Below are 17,452 nucleotides of genomic sequence, written 5' to 3' on the forward strand. Positions count from 1 at the left end.
CAGTAAACAGTTCATATTACCGAATAATATAATTTTTAATAGGATATTATGCGCCTTTTAATACATATCTCGATAAAATATTAATAGGAGAAACCTTATTTTGTAACATAAAAACTTTATCTAAAAATCAGAATAAACATGAAAAAAATTCATTTATTGAGCTATTTACTCCTGCTCAATACTCTTTTAGGGATTGCATCCACAAGAAATCAATCCCGTGTTATTATTCCTCTATCCGGATCGGAATGGTATTTATGGCGTGACACGAAAGCTGAATGGAAAAATGACAAACTTTATCTTCCAAGCGAAGTGGCGAGATTATCAACATTATCGGTAAATTCTCCTGCCGGCTGGAATAATGACCGGTTATATCTGCCGACAGAAGTGTCAGATCTATCCAAACTGCCGGTTAATCCGCCCACCGGAGGATGGGAATCATTAAATACAAGCACCGCAAAAAAAGTAAGTGTGCCGGGGACTGTTGAAGAATACATGACCGTATCGGACTGGCCTCGGCCTACAGATTTTTCCGGTGTCAGCTGGTGGTTTAGAACTCTCGATATCCCTAAAGATCTGAAAGACGCGACATTTATTTTAGAGTTCGGAGCTGTAAGAATGAGAGCAGAAGTCTATCTTGACGGACAACTCGTAGCATATGATATTGTTGGAGAAACTCCATTCGAAGCAAATGTGACTAAAGCTATACGTCCGGGAGAAAAGCAACTTCTTGCTGTCCGTGTTACCAATCCCGGAGGAAATTTTCACTGGCAAGATTTCGACGTCATGAATTGGGGAAAATATTTGATTCCACCGGGACGCGGTTTTGGAGGCATACTTGGAGATGTGAACTTGAAAGCATTAAATCCGGTATATATATCTGACATTTACATGCAAAATACACCGCAAAAGACAAAAGTAAATGCAATTATCTCTATACGAAATCTGACAGATAGAAAATTAAAGCAAAATATCAATCTCGATATTGTTGAAAAAAATAATCCATCGATAAAAATATTTTCAAAGCAAATAAAAAATCACCAAATTCCTCAAGGCGATAGCCGGGTAACAATAGAAGTAGATGCTCCGAATGCAAAAATTTGGGATATAGAATCTCCCAATTTATATGTGGGCAAAGTATCTCTTTCCAATAAAGATAATGATGAACGAACTTTCGGTTTTCGATGGTTCGCACCAGAAAATATTGGAGAAGAAGCTACATTGAAATTGAACGGCCGTCGTATTATGCTGAGAAGTGCTATTTCTTGGGGATATTGGCCAGTAACGGGATTAATCGCAACTCCAGAAATGGCCGAGAAACAAATAACTACAGCAAAACAGTTAGGTCTCAATATGCTGAACTTTCATAGAAACATAGGAACTCCCGTTGTATTGGACAAAGCTGACGAAATGGGGTTGCTGTATTATGAAGAACCCGGTTCTTTTCATTCGGGTACTCATGATCCTTTTATCCGAACTATCTTACGTGAAAAAGTATTCCGTATGATCAAGCGAGACAGAAGTCATCCCAGTTTGGTTATTTATAATATGATTAATGAATTCGGAGGTCGTTTATCCAAAGATAAAGAATTGGTAGCAAAACGATTCGAGGATATGCGGGATGCACATGCTATCGATCCGAGTCGAACAATTACATTCACCTCTGGATGGGCTAACAAAAAAGATGCTTTAGAAGACTCAAAAGCCCATTTCCGTCCGTTTGATACAAAACTATACATGAACGGCTGGTTCGATAACCACAGAGCCGGAGGTCCGGAAACTTGGAGAGAAGATTTTTATAAATCACCGACTGACAATCTTATGTACACCGATAATAATACTGAAATATATATGCGTGGAGAAGAGGCTGCCATTTCTACACCTCCTCGTATAAAAGAAATAGACGATTATCTCTCTAAAACTGAGAAAACCGGCTGGGACGGGAAATTTTGGCAAAAACAATACAAAGAATTTTGTAAATTTTTCTCAGATAAAAATTTAGAGCCATATTTCAAAACTGTTGATATGCTCACCGAAAAAATGGGAGACATATCATTTGAACACCAAGGTCGTAGAATTCAAGGCATGAGAATGCAGAACTTAGGTGACTGCTATGTAATTAACGGATGGGAATCTATGCCCTATGACAACCATTCTGGTGTTGTGGACCTTTATAGGAATGCAAAAGGAGACTCTAAAATTTTGGCATATTATAACCAGCCGCTTTATGTGGCAATCAGTCCGAGAAAACAAATTATCCATACTCCGAATTCCGTTCCAGTAGATTTTTATATTGTCAATGAAAAAAATCTGAAAGGAAAACATATTTTATCTATCAATGTAAAAGATCCGAATGGTAAAAATATATATCAAGAAAATAAAAATGTTCAACTTTCGGGAGGAGAAACATTCGGAGAACTATTAATCGGAGATATGCAACTTCCTCTAAATAATCAATCCGGAATGTTTTCAATAGAAGCAACTTTATATGATCTAAATAAAGAAAAACAAGCCTCTGGAAAAGATCAAGTATTAGGAGTAAACTGGAATTCTCAAAAATTATCAGGTACTGGAGCTATCTATAAAAATGACACAAAGAATACATTTGTAAGTTTTTATAAACAAGAGACCGGAAATATACTTCCCGATTTTTCTGAAAATGCAGGCAAATTGGACTGGGTCGTCATTACACGTCCTCCATTAGATGCCCCACAAAAAATACAACCCGAAGCATACATAACCAATGATGATAAACCGGGAATTGTTGCAACTTTCTTTAAAGACGACGATTTAAGAGAAGCTGCAGGAACTCGTACAGACACACATATTGATTTCCAATTCGCAGACGGTGCGCAACCAGATGCTTCTGTATCTGCAAATCAACCGTTTTCTGCAATATGGAAAGGAAAACTCATGCCTTCTGTTTCCGGACAATATCTTATAGCTGTCAATACAGATGGTGGCTTACGCCTTTCTATTAATGGACAACGGGTAATTGATGAGTGGGGTAACAAAAAAATGTACACTTACCAACGGCCTGTTACTCTTGAAGCAGGAAAAGCCATAAATATCCAAGTAGAATACCGACAACAAAAACAAACCGGAACAATTCAATTGCAATGGTCTACACCTGGAAATGCGACTCTTGATCCTAAATCATTAATAGATCGTTGCAAAAATGACGGCACCACCCTTATTTTGTTAGAATCAGCAGAAACATGGATGGATGTCATCTCTAAATACACAAATCTTAAAAATAAAGGTAATTTTGCAATGGGCAAAAATTGGGTCGGCGGAGTTCATTTCGTAAAAGCACATCCCCTATTTAAAGATCTGCCGGGCAATGTCGGTATGAGCTGGCCTTATCAAGCATTAGTTCATGACGGAGATCACAGGTTAGGACTAAAACTTGAAGGGGAAGAATTGGTTGCAGGAGTATATAGAAGTCATGGTTTCAATCTTGGAACAGCCGTAGGAATTATCCCTTGCGGTAAAGGTAAAATAATCTTCTCTACATTAGATATTATGCCGAATCTAGACCTGACCTCTGGATCTTCTGATGTAGCTAAGAAATTGATATACAATTTTATTGAATATTCTCAAACTCGATAATATAACATTCTATAACAGAAATAAAAAACGGCTTCGGTACTTTATATCCGAAGCCGTTTTTATCTAATGTACAATTAAAATAACCGTCAAAAAGAAAAATATGCCATTACAATTTGTAATTTTGCAACCTCGAACATAGGTATGGGACAAAACATCTACGAAATATTAAAACGATATTGGGGATATGATACATTCAGACCTTTACAAGAAGATATTATCAATTCCGTACTGACAGGAAATGATACCTTGGGCTTGATGCCGACAGGAGGAGGGAAATCCTTAACATTTCAAGTTCCTGTCCTAGCTATGGATGGAATTTGTTTAGTTATAACACCTCTGATCGCATTAATGAAAGATCAGGTGGATAATCTTAGAGCCAGAGATATTAAAGCGGCTTATCTATATTCCGGATTAACTCGTCACGAAACGATCGTTACATTAGAAAATTGCATATTCGGTAAATATAAGTTTTTATACATTTCTCCGGAACGTCTTTCAAACGATCTTTTCCTATCCAAAGTAAAAGCAATGAAAGTCTCTCTATTAGTGGTGGATGAAGCCCATTGCATCTCCCAATGGGGGTATGATTTCAGACCTTCATATATAAAAATTGCCGACATAAGGACTTTATTCCCCGATGTTCCCGTATTAGCCTTGACTGCAACTGCAACTCCCCAAGTCGTAGAAGATATACAAGAAAAACTCCATTTCAAAAAAGGAAAAGTCTTTCAAAAAAGTTTTTTCCGCCCTAATCTTTCTTATGTAGTACGCTACGGAGAAAATAAAATTCAACAATTAATACATATTCTCAATCGTGTTCCGGGAAGTGCCATAATCTATGTCCGCAGCAGACAAAAAACAAAAGAGATTGCGGAAGAATTAAGAAGATTCAAAATCAGTGCGGATTTTTATCATGCAGGTTTAAAATCAGAAGATAAAAACCGTAAGCAACAATCCTGGAAAGAAGATCATTGTCGGGTAATTGTCGCCACAAATGCTTTTGGAATGGGCATAGATAAACCGGATGTACGACTCGTTATTCATTTGGATTTACCTAACTCTCCGGAAGAGTACTATCAAGAAGCCGGACGCGCAGGAAGAGATGGACTCCAGGCATATGCTGTTATTTTATATGCAAATGCCGATAAGGTAAAATTAGAAAAGAGAATCCGTGATATGTTTCCCGAACGAGAATTTATATCTCGTGTATATGAAGCATTAGGAAACTTTTTGCAAGTAGCAGTCGGATCGGGAATGAATTCTGTTTTTGATTTCAATTTAAACACATTCTGCAAAACGTTTAAATTTCCCATATTACCGACATTTAACGCACTAAAAATATTAGAACAAGCTCAATATATAGAGTTTACGGAAGAAGTAGAATCTCTGTCGAGAGTAATGATAACCGTACAACGTGATGAATTGTACAAATTGCAAACGGACGATTCTGAAAAAGAAGAATTATTACAATGTTTACTTCGTTCCTATACAGGTTTATTCGCCGATTACGTTTTTATTCAGGAAGATCTCTTGTCAAGACGAAGCGGGCTCTCCCCTCAAGAGGTATACGAAAACTTAATCTATTTTTCAAAACAGCATATTTTACACTACATACCGCAAAAAAGGACACCTTTTATTATATATACCACACCTCGAGAGGATCTGAAATATTTATCAATACCCCGAAATGTTTATGAAGAACGCAAAGAACGTTTTTCTCATCGCATTCATAGTATGTTGGAATATGTACTTCACGATAAAAAATGCAGAACACAAATATTATTAAACTATTTTGGCGAGACATTTAACAGAGAATGCGGATTATGCGATATTTGTTTGCAACAAAAATCCGGAGAATTAACTTCCGGAGATTTCTCCCGAATAGAAAAAGAAATCTACAAACTATTGCAAGCTGATAAATGTAGTCTCGACACAATTATAGCACGTATTCCTTTTTCACAGGAAAAAATAGTAGAAACATTACGTTTCTTATGTGATGAACAATTTGTTCAAGTTAAAGACGGACTTTATTATATATAAAAATTATGGTTAAAGGTGCATCTATTATTATGTTATTCTATTTTTTAGGAGAATTCTTAAGTTTTTTAATTAATGGAATTGTCCCGGGCAGTGTTTGCGGAATGGTTCTGTTATTTTTGTCTCTTTTACTGAAATTCGTAAAACCTCGAGATGTAAGAAGTGTATCGAACGCATTGACACAGAATATGGCACTTTTTTTTGTTCCTGCAGGAGTCGGTCTTATGGCATCTTTCGATCTCATTTCTCGCTATTGGGCAGCATTATTAATCGTATCTGTCGTAACGACAGCTGTTATTATCGCTGTTGTCGGATATATGCAAGATAAATTAGAAAAAAAGCTATAAACTGTATTTATATGAACGAAATATTATCTTCTACCCCATTTTTGTTATTTCTCGTATTAGCAAGTTATTTATCAGGAACATATATTTATACCAAAAGTAAAATTGCGCTGCTCCATCCCATTATTATCAGTATAGCGATTATTATTGGAGTATTAAAATGGGCAGGAATCGATTACGAGACTTTTTCCAAAGGCAGTTACATGATACATTTCATGTTAGGACCTTCTGTCGTAGCATTGGGTTATGTTTTATACGAACAAATCGGATATTTAAAAGGAAAAGTTCTATCCATCACTTCTTCTATTATTGTCGGAAGTTTAGTAGGGATCGTAAGCGTAATTTGGATTTGCAAACTAATGGGAGTAGAACATAGTGTCATTGTCTCATTAGAGCCTAAATCCGTTACTACCCCCATAGCATTAAGCCTTTCTGCAAAAAGTGGAGGAATTCCGTCATTAACAGCTATTACTGTCGTTATTTGCGGTATATTAGGTGGAATTATCGGGCCGTTTATCCTTCGTAAATTACATATAAAAAGCCGGGTTGCCAAAGGTCTTGCTCTTGGCGCGGCTGCGCACGGTTTAGGTACAGCTAAGGCAATAGAACTCGGTGCTGTAGAAGGGGCTATTAGCGGACTCGCAATAGGATTGATGGGAATTATGACTTCTTTGTTGATTCCATTGGTCGAAAATCTGTTTTATAAATAAGAGCTAGCCCAAAGGTTTGAGTATATATTTTACTCAAACTTTTAGAACCAGTCTTAATTTTCCAATAAGAAAATATTATCAAATCATTTTTTCATTTTCTTTTGGTCTTTTTCCCCGTTTTTAATCATCAAATAGCCCGTTATCATCTTTGCAAAAAACAGAAAAATATCCTCGAAAGAGTATCCTCAAAACAGCCACAAACAAAACTTTAATAAGTTCTTATACCCCTACTTTAGAGCTGTTTATCCATCCCTACACGTCTCATAGTCCGGAACGGAAAAACATACTTGAAAATAGAACTACCATTCTTCTTTACCGGCTTCTAAAGGCAAATTATCTCTAAAATGCATAGAAGCGTGAGTCCCGTCACAAAAAGGTTTATTGGAAGATTGACCACAACGGCACAAAGTAACTCTATTTCTAATCTCATAGCTACTTCCGTCAGCACTCTCAACACGAATTCCACCTTTCACCCATATAGGACCACTTACCTTGATTCCGGGATCCTCTATAATCCCAATTGAAGGATCAAACGACGGTTCAAAAACTTTTTTTGTTTTTTTATCCCATACAACCAAGCGTCCAGCTGGACAATGACCAGCCTCATGTTTGACAAGGTCTATTTCATCTTGAGTTTTCGCAGTCTGTACAATATTCCAGATACGACCGTATGCATCACAAAAACGAGCAAAAGCACAATATTTCTCATTATCGGCCAATACCATTGCCGGACCTTCGAACAGTTCGGCATCTTCCAATAAAGGACGTTTGTCGCTTGTTTCTTCCGGATTCCAGTCCGCTTTAGAATGAGAACCATCGCAAAAAGGTTTTTTACAAGATTCACCACAACGACAAAGTGCCGTATATTCACCTTCGGTCTTGTAATGACGTCCTTTTTTATAAACCCAAGAAGCTCCATCTTCATTAGGCATAATAATTTCTTGATCAATAGGGGGATTTCCATATACTAAATATGGTCCGTCTGCTAAAATTTTAATGTAAAACATCTCTGGAGCAGCAGAAGTTCCTATCTCCACGTTCGGTTCAGTTGTCTTTTTCATAAAAAACTTTTTAGAATTGAATTACTTTAATAAAACAACTGAAGTTATAGATTAGTTGTTCGTTTATATATATTCCGTGTCGATTAGTAATCCGTCATGGGCGAAATATACATTCTCAGGTAATTTTTTCGATTCCACTTCATGTAATCCCATATGGTGGCTCATATGAATAAGATAAGCTCTTTCGGGCTTTACACGTTTTATAAGACTCAATGCCATGTCTAATGTCTGATGAGATATATGTTCTGTATGACGCAATGCATTAATAATTAATATTTTAACATCTTTTATTTTCTCCATCTCTTCCTCCGAGATATATAACATATCCGTAATATAGGCCACATCTTCAATACGATAACCTAATATGGGAAGTTTATAATGCATTACTCGAATCGGTATTACAGAGATATCCTGTACGCAAAACGGATCTGTGCCAATCTCATTTAGATTAAGACTTGCAACACCCGGATAAGGATGTTCGACAAAACAATAAGGTATTCTTGCCCTTATCGCATCTGCAACCCAAGGCTCTAAAAAGACATCCACAGAATGCTCTTTACAAAAAACTCGCAACTCATCTAAACCACTCGTATGATCATAATGTACATGGGTTAATAAAACCGCATCGATCTTTTCTGTATGACTGCATAACATCTGTTGCCGAAAATCCGGACCACAATCTATTAAAATATTTTTACCCTTTATTGTAAACAACGCCGATGTCCTTAATCTTCGGTCTCTCGGATCATTCGAAGAACAAACTTCACAATGGCATGCAATTTCAGGTACTCCGGTCGATGTCCCTGTTCCTAAAAATTTAATTTGCATAATATTCCGGCAGAAACTATATATAATTTACTTCAGGTTTAATTGTTATTCCATAAAGAGATTTTACAGAATCAACTATATTTTGAGCCAAATCTATAATATCCTTTGCTACAGCATTATCTTTATTTATTAATACTAAACACTGTTTATCATGTACTGCTGCTCCTCCCAACATTTTATTTTTCCACCCGGCTTTATCAATAAGCCATGCTGCCGGGACTTTCACAGACTGGGTATCAACTGGATAAAACGGTATTTCCGGATATTTTTCTTTTAACAGATTGTATTGAGAAACAGGAATAACCGGATTCATAAAAAAGCTACCAGCATTTCCATAATCATCAGGATCGGGAAGTTTCGATTTTCTAACCTCTATTACAGTATCCCTTATTGTTTGCAAATTAATATTTTTATTGCCGATAGCATGACGAAGATTCCCATAATCAAGATGATAAACCGGATTTTTTCGGAGCAAATACACTACCGATGTTATAATATATTTACCTTTTAGTTCTTTCTTGAATATGCTGTCCCTATATCCGTACATGCACTCCTTGCTCATAAATGTCCGTTCTTTGCCTGTTGCCACCTCAATCGCCTCTACTTGCAGAATAATATCTTTCACTTCAACACCATAAGCTCCGATATTCTGGACGGCACTTGCTCCGACTTCTCCGGGAATTAATGATAAGTTTTCTGCTCCACCCCATCCATTACTTACCGAATATTTAACAAAATCGTCCCAAACCACTCCTGAACCGGCTTTTACAGTTACATATTCAGAAGTTTCCGATACCACTTCGATGAATTTTATTTTCGAATGTAATATTACTCCTTCATAATCGGATGTAAACAATAAATTACTACCTCCCCCGATTTGCAAGAATGGATTCTCTCTCAATAAATCGGTTTTTAATAAGTCTATCAACTCTTCTATTGATTGATATTCGGCAAACCACCGGGCTGAAACAGATAAATGAAATGTATGTAATTGTTGCAGAGATTTATTCTCTTCTATTGTTATCATAAGGTAAATTTTAAAATTTATAATCTGAAGTCCGTCAAAATCCCGTCTTCAAAAAAAAGATAACTTCCAGTATTATAGAACCATTGTTCTTTCAGTCCCCCATAAGTGGGTATTCTTCTCACATCATTAGGCCGGCCTAATGACAAACGACACTCATCCTTTGTCATCCCTTTCATTACTTTAGACTTAGTTATAAGATCCCAATTTACATCAGAGATTGTTTTATACAGATTCCTCGGGTTATCAAAACTAAAAAGTCTGTCAAACGTCGTATATTGTGTCGCTAATGTTTCCGGGAATAAAGTACCTAATACATTTGCCGTATTTCCGACATTATCCTCAAAAACAAACTTTATCGGTAATACCTTATCTCCGGGCAATATATCTTTGATCACCACCGGGACGAATTTATGACCTCCTATTTCCACACCGTTCTCATCATACCAAATAGATGTTTTGATATATAAAGTCTTTCCTATCAACATTTTCCGGGCTTTCAGTACATCCTCTTCAGCAACCATGTCAGGCAGTAAAGGTTTATAATCGCTATCCTTTATCTCTTTTATAGTCTTTTCGGTTCTATACTGGTATTTTATCCCCTCACAATCAAAAATCAATACAGCATACTGCGCCTGTCCGAGTATGGATTTTTCAATCATACCTTCGAATGTGAAAATCTTATTTTTAAACGAGACATGTATCGGAACTGTATCCTGTTCCGGCTTTAATAAAAGAGAAAGGTCATTGCTAACATAAATAAATCGTCGTCCTTTAGTCCATTCGGCACACCTTTTTTCTTCAAAATTATTTTTAACGAACAATTCCTCAGCACTCGGTTTTGCCTCTTCTATTTTATCTTTTTTCCGTTTAGCAAAAAGAGGTTCACCACAAAAGGACTCTATTACTCCCAATAAAACAATAATATATATACAAGTTCTCAATTTCATTGAATATTCAAATATCAATTTATGCATCAAATATAAGAAGAATGTAATAAAATCACATGCAAAGTTTTATTAAATCCTGCAATTAAAAGAAAGACAAAATACTCTTTTTATAGTTATTTCTATTACATTTGCAACTGATGACTTTAAGCATAAAAAATATTTCGAAAACCATTCGTTTCCGTCGTTGGAGTCGATATCAATTTGCAGCATTTCAAAGTATCGGGAAATGTGTAAATATCGGATGTGTATGTAAATCAATCATCGATATTTCCTTGAAAAAACAAAAAGGTATTCTCTATACACCAGAAAAAAGCGGCTTTACTTGCCACTCGGAAGTTGATGAAAATGATGAAGATACCCCTCCAAATACTTCATTTTTATTCAAAAAATCAGAGATATTACCTGTTATCCCATCAAACGATATTCCTTATTGTATTTATTTTCTATTATACCAAATAGAGACCGAAGACTACTGTCTATCACGTAGTTTCCGGTCTTTTTTTTATAAAAAAATATGATCAAAAAATTAAAAGACAAAGTCCTATCAGGGGGACATTTATCGGAAAGAGAAGCATTCTCTTTGCTTAAAACCACAGATAAAGAAGCTTTATATAAAGCCTCAGGAGAAATTACAAAACATTTTTGTAAGAACAAATTCGATATGTGTTCCATTATAAACGCTCGCTCCGGAAAATGTCCGGAAGATTGTAAATGGTGTGCACAATCCGGGCATTACAAAACCCATATCAATACATATTCCCTTATTGATCGGGAAGAGTGTCAGAAACAAGCCACTCTAGCTTTCCAACAAAAAATACATCATTTAGGATTAGTTACAAGCGGACGTAAAGTTCAAGGAGAACTATTAACTCGGGTATGCGACTTATACAAACATATATCAAGCATTAATACAAATACTCGTTTTTGCGCATCATTAGGCCTTTTGGATAAACAAGAATTATCATTACTCTTGGCCGCTGGGGTAAAACGGTATCACTGCAACTTAGAGACTGCTCCCTCCTATTTTCCGGCTTTGTGTTCTACCCATACTCAAGAAGAAAAAATAAAAACAATTCGTACTGCACAAGAAATTGGAATGGAAGTTTGTTCCGGGGGAATAATAGGCATGGGAGAAACAGCAGAACAAAGGATAGAATTGGCTTTTACTTTGAAACAACTGAACATACATTCAATACCTATCAATATATTACAGCCCATACCCGGTACACCATTAGAACAAACCGCACCATTATCTCCAGACGAGATACTCACGACTATCGCTCTCTTTCGCTTTATTAATCCCGACGCATATTTACGTTTAGCCGGAGGAAGGGCGCAGTTGTCTCAAGATACACTGAAAAAAGCGCTAATGATCGGTATCAATTCTTCTATCGTCGGAGATATGTTGACGACTGTGGGTTCTAAAGTAGCCGAAGATAAAAAACTATTTACCAATTGCGGATATTCTATTGACAATGAATATGAAAACGAATAATTTTGACAGAGAACATTTATGGCATCCTTATACATCTGCATCAAATCCCATACCTACGTATGAAGTAGAGCGGGCAGACGGGGTATATATTCAACTAAAAAACGGGAAAAAGCTAATTGACGGAATGTCTTCTTGGTGGGCTGCCGTACACGGATACAATCATCCAGTCCTAAATCGAGCAGCACAAGAACAATTGTCTAAAATGTCCCATATCATGTTCGGAGGATTAACTCATAGTCCGGCAATAGAATTGGGGAAAAAGCTATTGACGTTAGTCCCTGAAGGACTCCAGAAGATATTCTATTGTGATTCAGGATCTGTGGCTGTAGAAGTAGCTCTTAAAATGGCTGTGCAATATTGGTATGCTCAAGGGAAAAATAAAAAAACAAATTTTGTTACTATTCGGTCGGGATATCACGGTGATACATGGAATGCCATGTCGGTTTGTGATCCTGTGACAGGCATGCACTCTATTTTCGGGAGTTCACTTCCCCACCGATATTTCGTACCTTCACCAAGCTGTCGTTTTTACGATGATTGGGATGAAAATTGTATTGTGCCATTAAAAGAATGTATAAAAGCTCATCATGAAAATATTGCAGCATTGATTTTAGAACCGATAGTACAAGGTGCTGGAGGAATGAAATTTTATCATCCTCAATATCTAAAAGCGGCAAAAAAACTCTGTGAGGAATATCACCTTTTATTAATATTCGATGAGATAGCTACCGGATTCGGTCGTACAGGAAAGCTTTTTGCTTGCGAACACGCTAATGTTTCTCCAGATATTATGTGCATCGGTAAAGCCTTAACCGGCGGATATCTTACAATGGCTGCCGTATTATCGACAAATCACGTAGCTGATGTAATCTCTTCCAGATTCCCCGGTGTCTTTATGCACGGACCAACTTTTATGGGAAATCCTTTAGCTTGTGCAATATCTCTTTCTTCTGTCAACCTATTATTAGAAAACAACTGGAAAATGCAGGTTAAAAATATTGAAGCTCAATTAAAAGAATTTCTTTCTCCTGCCAAAGAATATCCACAAGTCGCAGATGTCCGCATATTAGGCGCTATCGGAGTCATTGAAATGAAAGAGGTTGTCGACATGTCCAAGATACAATGTCAGTTTGTCGAACATGGTGTCTGGGTAAGACCTTTTGGCAAATTAGTATATATTATGCCTCCATACATCATCAATCCCGATCAATTAACTCAACTGACATCAGCGTTATTAAGTGTAGTAAGCAAACAATAAAACGATGAAAGACAAATATTTTAAGGACAGGCTAAAAGAAATAGAAAGTTCCGGAAACCTAAGGAGGTTGCAAATAATAACCAATAGTGAAAAAGGTGTTATTGTAGGAAATAAAGAGTTTACCAATCTTACTTCCAATGATTATTTGGGTATCGCAACAGACCGCCATTTATATTCCGAGTTTTTAGAAAACTTAAAAGAATCCGATTTACAGTTTTCCGCATCTTCGTCCCGATTACAAACCGGTAATTACGAAGATCATATTGTTTTAGAAAAACGTTTGGCTGAATTATTTCATTCAGAGTCAGCATTAGTATTCAACAGCGGTTATCATGCAAATACGGGAATCCTTCCGGCAGTAACAACATCCCGCTCAATGATACTTGCCGACAAGTTAGTACACGCAAGTATTATTGACGGCATCCGTCTTAGTCAAGCAAAATGTATTCGTTTCAAGCACAATGATTATCGACAGCTTGAACGCCTCATACAACAAGCCAGAGAGCACCATGACCGCATAATTATTGTTACGGAAAGCATTTTCAGTATGGACGGAGATGAATCGGATTTACGAACATTGGTCCGATTTAAACAAAAATATCCGGCAATTATGCTTTATATAGACGAAGCGCATGCAATCGGTGTACGGGGAAACAACGGACTGGGTTGTTGTGAAGAACACAATATTATCGAACATATCGATTTTTTAATCGGTACATTCGGAAAGGCGCTGGGATCTTGCGGAGCATTCTTGATTTGCAATAGGACAATGCGAGAATATCTTATTAATACAATGAGGACATTTATTTTTACAACAGCACTACCTCCGATCAATCTCAAATGGACTCTTTTTACACTGAATAAAGCCGTTGGCATGAATAGCCGACGAGAACATATAAAAAAAATCTCAAACTTGTTAAAAAAAGAACTCAGTTCGGAAAATCGGGAAATACAAAGTAGCAGCCATATTATACCTTATATCACAGGTTCTTCAGAGTCGGCACATAATGCGGCAAAAGAACTCCAAAAACAAGGATTTTATGTCCTTCCGGTACGTCCTCCGACAGTCCCTGATGGAACAGCAAGAATACGGCTCTCTCTAACTGCAAATTGTACAGAAGAAGAAATAAATCGATTAATATACTGTATCAGGAATTTATCAAAATCATGAAACAATACTTTACAAAACAAGAAAATAATAAGTCTCTGATTTTATTCTTCACAGGTTGGGGCATGGATCAAAATACCTTATCTATCAATAAGAAGGATTTCGACACTTGCATCTGTTTCGATTATACGGATATAGATTTCGAAAAATCTCATTATAAAAATTATCAAGCAATCGATGTATATGGATGGTCGATGGGGGTATGGGCCGCATCTTATACTTTACAGAATTGTAACTTACCTATTCGGAAAAGTGTCGCAATAAACGGAACGATTTTTCCGATAGAAAAAGAAAGAGGCATAGATCCGATAATTTTCCAAAAAACAATAGATTTATTGAACGAACAGAGCTTACTAAAGTTTAATAAACGAATGTGTGGAAGTAAAGAGAATTTTCAGTTTTTTATAAAGCACTCTTCCCTCAGATCTATTGAAAGCCTAAAACAAGAATTAATCTCTATACAATCAATGGTTAAAAAAGATATGACATCAACCTTCCAATGGGATAAAGCGATAATAGGAACGCGTGATTTTATTTTTCCAACAAAGAATCAACTAAAAGCATGGGGAAAAATAAAATACGAAATTATAGATGAAGCCCATTTTTTAGATTTTAATAAATATGTCGATTAATAAACAACAAATAAGAAAATCATTTACAAAGGCTATCTCCACATATGAACAAGAAGCCTTTGTACAATATCAAATAGCGACGGAATTATGCCGATTGTTATCTGTATATTCAGACCATCCTATATCTTCAATTTTAGAAATCGGATGCGGAACAGGCTTCTTCACACGATTATTACGTACCAGTTTCCCTTCTGCAACTATTACTGCAAACGATCTTTGTTCTGAAGTTGTCAATTATATTCCCGATGACATAAAATTTATTCCCGGAGATATGGAGACGATTAATTTTCCGGATAAATACGATCTGATAGCCGGATCATCTGCTATACAATGGCTGGAGAATCTTCCATTATTTTCAGAAAAAATGAACCGTACTCTTTCAGAGAAAGGGCTTGTAGCGATTTCGACATTCGGAGAGAAAAACCTCACAGAAATAAAACAAATTACCGACATCGGCTTATCTTACTTTACAGAACCAGATTTAGAGCATATTATTTCTTCTTCATTTCAGATTATCAAAATGAAAGAAGAGATCAAAACTGTTTATTTTCCATCACCTAAAGATGTACTATTGCATTTAAAACGTTCAGGCGTCAATGGTATCACCTCAGAAAAATGGACAAAATCTGATTTATTGTATTTTACAAATCAATACAATAAGCTGTTCAAATCAGATTACGGAGTTTCGTTAACATATCACCCGATTTATATAATTGCATCAAAAAAACAGAAATCATGAAAGGAATCTATTTTATTAGCGGTATTGATACAAATATCGGAAAATCAGTAGCAACCGGATGGCTTGCCGGACAACTGCTAAATCAGAATGTAAAAGTCATCACGCAAAAATTAGTACAAACAGGAAACAAAGAATACTCAGAGGATATTGAACTTCATAGAAAGATTATGAAAATAGAAATGCTTCCGGAAGATATTTCAAAACTGACAGCACCAGTAATCTTCAGTTATCCTTCATCGCCCCATCTTGCAGCAAAGATTGACAAAAAAGAATTGGATATTGATGCAATAACCTTGTCAAGTAAAATTTTAAAGGAAAGATATGATGTAGTTCTGTTAGAAGGTGCAGGAGGGCTCATGGTTCCCCTTACTCCCGATTTACTGACGATCGATTACATATCCCAACAAAATTATCCCATAATATTAGTGACTTCCGGTAGATTAGGAAGCATAAACCATACACTCTTAAGTCTTGAAGCTATTAAAAATAGAAATTTGAAATTATATTCTGTTATATACAACCTCTCTCCCTATACGGATGAAGTCATTGTTCAAGACTCTTTAAAAATAATAGATCAATATATACGCAAAAATTTTCCCGAAGCTTTTCTAATACAAATGCCGGAGGTTACTATATAATAAAAGAGCGGGGACAGATCACATTCTGTCTCCGCTCTTTTGTCAATGACTTATTATTTTTATTCAGATGCATTCATTTCAGCTTCTATTTTCTTTAAATTAGCTTCATCACCCAAATTATAATATATGCCTCTTAATGCAATCATATATTCGTTTTCATCAGGTTTCATCGAATGAGCTTTTTCATAATATGGAAGAGCTTTTTTATATGCAACCAGCACAACTTCATCCCTTACTTTCTGATATTCTGCATCATTTTTAATCAAGCTGGCTTCATTACTTGCCGTTACAGCCTTATTAAAATAAATACGTCCCATCTCTCCATAAGCCTCGGCATAATCTGGTTTTACAGATATTGCTTTTTCTAAACATTGCACTGCATTTGCTTCATCTTTCTTATTTTCATAATATAGAACAGCCAAAACTTTCCAATACTCAGCAATGTTAGGATCAGCTTCCAACGCTTTTTTCAAATAAGCTATCGCATCATCACCTTTTCCCGTATAAATACATAAGTTAATCAATTGAGACATAAACTGATATTTAGGATCATTTGCCTTCTCACCTAAAACCTCGACAGCCTCCTTCAATGTATTAAACTGGTTTACAGTATCTTTTTCTTGACTATATGCATAAACTAAATAATAATAAATATCCTGAATTTCATAGTTGTCTTTTTTGGCTTCATTCAATGCTTTAATCGCCAACTTATTATCTTTTGTTTGAAAAGCTGCCAAAGCTGCATAGTATCTGATCTGCATATAGGAACTGTCCGTTGCATTCAGAGTTTCTTTGGCCATGAAATTCAACTTGGGAATATCTTGATATATCTCCCACATTTTATAAGCCTTTTTATAATCTTTTTCATTATAAAAATAAGCTCCGGCACTCCAGAAATGAGGTTGATTGTTCTTAATCGTATTCTTGATATCTTTCAGATATTTAGATTTCACTTTCCC

Annotated in this window: 14 protein-coding genes and 1 pseudogene; 10 read left to right on the forward strand and 5 right to left on the reverse strand. The window is 36.1% G+C overall.

The features are described from left to right. Positions 1-138: 138 nt before the first annotated feature. The 4 genes from AC1WHX_RS04090 to AC1WHX_RS04105 all read left to right on the forward strand — a co-directional run bounded on the left by AC1WHX_RS04090 (position 139) and on the right by AC1WHX_RS04105 (position 6,700). Complete coding sequence (locus AC1WHX_RS04090) at positions 139-3,609, forward strand: PA14 domain-containing protein (RefSeq protein ID WP_122337527.1); 3,471 nt, start codon at positions 139-141, stop codon at positions 3,607-3,609. Positions 3,610-3,750: 141 nt separating this feature from the next. Next, positions 3,751-5,649 (forward strand): RecQ family ATP-dependent DNA helicase, encoded by a 1,899-nt coding sequence (locus tag AC1WHX_RS04095; protein ID WP_122337528.1) that lies wholly within the window; start codon positions 3,751-3,753, stop codon positions 5,647-5,649. Between the two features lie 5 nt (positions 5,650-5,654). Continuing rightward, entirely contained in the window at positions 5,655-5,993 is a 339-nt protein-coding gene (locus AC1WHX_RS04100; protein WP_022389629.1) for a CidA/LrgA family protein, read from the forward strand. An 11-nt stretch (positions 5,994-6,004) separates the two neighbouring features. After that, positions 6,005-6,700 (forward strand): LrgB family protein, encoded by a 696-nt coding sequence (locus AC1WHX_RS04105; RefSeq protein ID WP_009317003.1) that lies wholly within the window; start codon positions 6,005-6,007, stop codon positions 6,698-6,700. Positions 6,701-6,999: 299 nt separating this feature from the next. On the opposite strand, the gene AC1WHX_RS04110 is transcribed toward AC1WHX_RS04105, so the two are convergent. The 4 genes from AC1WHX_RS04110 to AC1WHX_RS04125 form a co-directional block, all read right to left on the reverse strand. Further along, complete coding sequence (locus tag AC1WHX_RS04110) at positions 7,000-7,761, reverse strand: CDGSH iron-sulfur domain-containing protein (protein WP_022389630.1); 762 nt, start codon at positions 7,759-7,761, stop codon at positions 7,000-7,002. A gap of 63 nt (positions 7,762-7,824) precedes the next feature. Next, entirely contained in the window at positions 7,825-8,589 is a 765-nt protein-coding gene (locus AC1WHX_RS04115; protein WP_122304259.1) for an MBL fold metallo-hydrolase, read from the reverse strand. Positions 8,590-8,605: 16 nt separating this feature from the next. Continuing rightward, positions 8,606-9,616 (reverse strand): UDP-N-acetylmuramate dehydrogenase, encoded by a 1,011-nt coding sequence (gene murB, locus AC1WHX_RS04120; protein WP_122337529.1) that lies wholly within the window; start codon positions 9,614-9,616, stop codon positions 8,606-8,608. A 17-nt stretch (positions 9,617-9,633) separates the two neighbouring features. Beyond that, a complete protein-coding gene (locus AC1WHX_RS04125) occupies positions 9,634-10,563 on the reverse strand; it encodes a hypothetical protein (protein ID WP_122337530.1) in 930 nt (309 codons plus the stop codon). A gap of 137 nt (positions 10,564-10,700) precedes the next feature. On the opposite strand from AC1WHX_RS04125, the gene AC1WHX_RS04130 reads away from it, so the two are divergent. The 6 genes and pseudogenes from AC1WHX_RS04130 (at position 10,701) to bioD (ending at position 16,493) form a co-directional block, all read left to right on the forward strand. Next, positions 10,701-11,081, forward strand: a complete 381-nt coding sequence (locus tag AC1WHX_RS04130) for a hypothetical protein (protein WP_022602730.1) — start codon at positions 10,701-10,703, stop codon at positions 11,079-11,081. Further along, positions 11,078-13,316 (forward strand): annotated as a pseudogene (gene bioA / locus AC1WHX_RS04135) (adenosylmethionine--8-amino-7-oxononanoate transaminase). Before AC1WHX_RS04130 ends, bioA begins: the two are co-directional and overlap by 4 nt. Positions 13,317-13,320: 4 nt before the next feature. Next, entirely contained in the window at positions 13,321-14,487 is a 1,167-nt protein-coding gene (locus AC1WHX_RS04140; RefSeq protein WP_122337533.1) for an aminotransferase class I/II-fold pyridoxal phosphate-dependent enzyme, read from the forward strand. After that, positions 14,484-15,116 (forward strand): pimeloyl-ACP methyl esterase BioG family protein, encoded by a 633-nt coding sequence (locus tag AC1WHX_RS04145; RefSeq protein WP_022602734.1) that lies wholly within the window; start codon positions 14,484-14,486, stop codon positions 15,114-15,116. The genes AC1WHX_RS04140 and AC1WHX_RS04145 overlap by 4 nt, the downstream gene beginning before the upstream one ends. Continuing rightward, a complete protein-coding gene (bioC, locus tag AC1WHX_RS04150) occupies positions 15,106-15,855 on the forward strand; it encodes a malonyl-ACP O-methyltransferase BioC (protein WP_303116288.1) in 750 nt (249 codons plus the stop codon). The genes AC1WHX_RS04145 and bioC overlap by 11 nt, the downstream gene beginning before the upstream one ends. Continuing rightward, positions 15,849-16,493 carry a dethiobiotin synthase gene (bioD, locus tag AC1WHX_RS04155; RefSeq protein ID WP_122337534.1) on the forward strand — a complete coding sequence of 215 codons (645 nt, stop codon included), beginning with the start codon at positions 15,849-15,851 and terminating at the stop codon, positions 16,491-16,493. The genes bioC and bioD overlap by 7 nt, the downstream gene beginning before the upstream one ends. 59 nt (positions 16,494-16,552) lie before the next feature. Here bioD and AC1WHX_RS04160 read toward each other — a convergent pair. Beyond that, positions 16,553-17,452: tetratricopeptide repeat protein (locus tag AC1WHX_RS04160; RefSeq protein ID WP_481228876.1), on the reverse strand; the 900-nt coding region annotated here is incomplete at its 5' end.

Source organism: Coprobacter sp., from assembly GCF_982436375.1.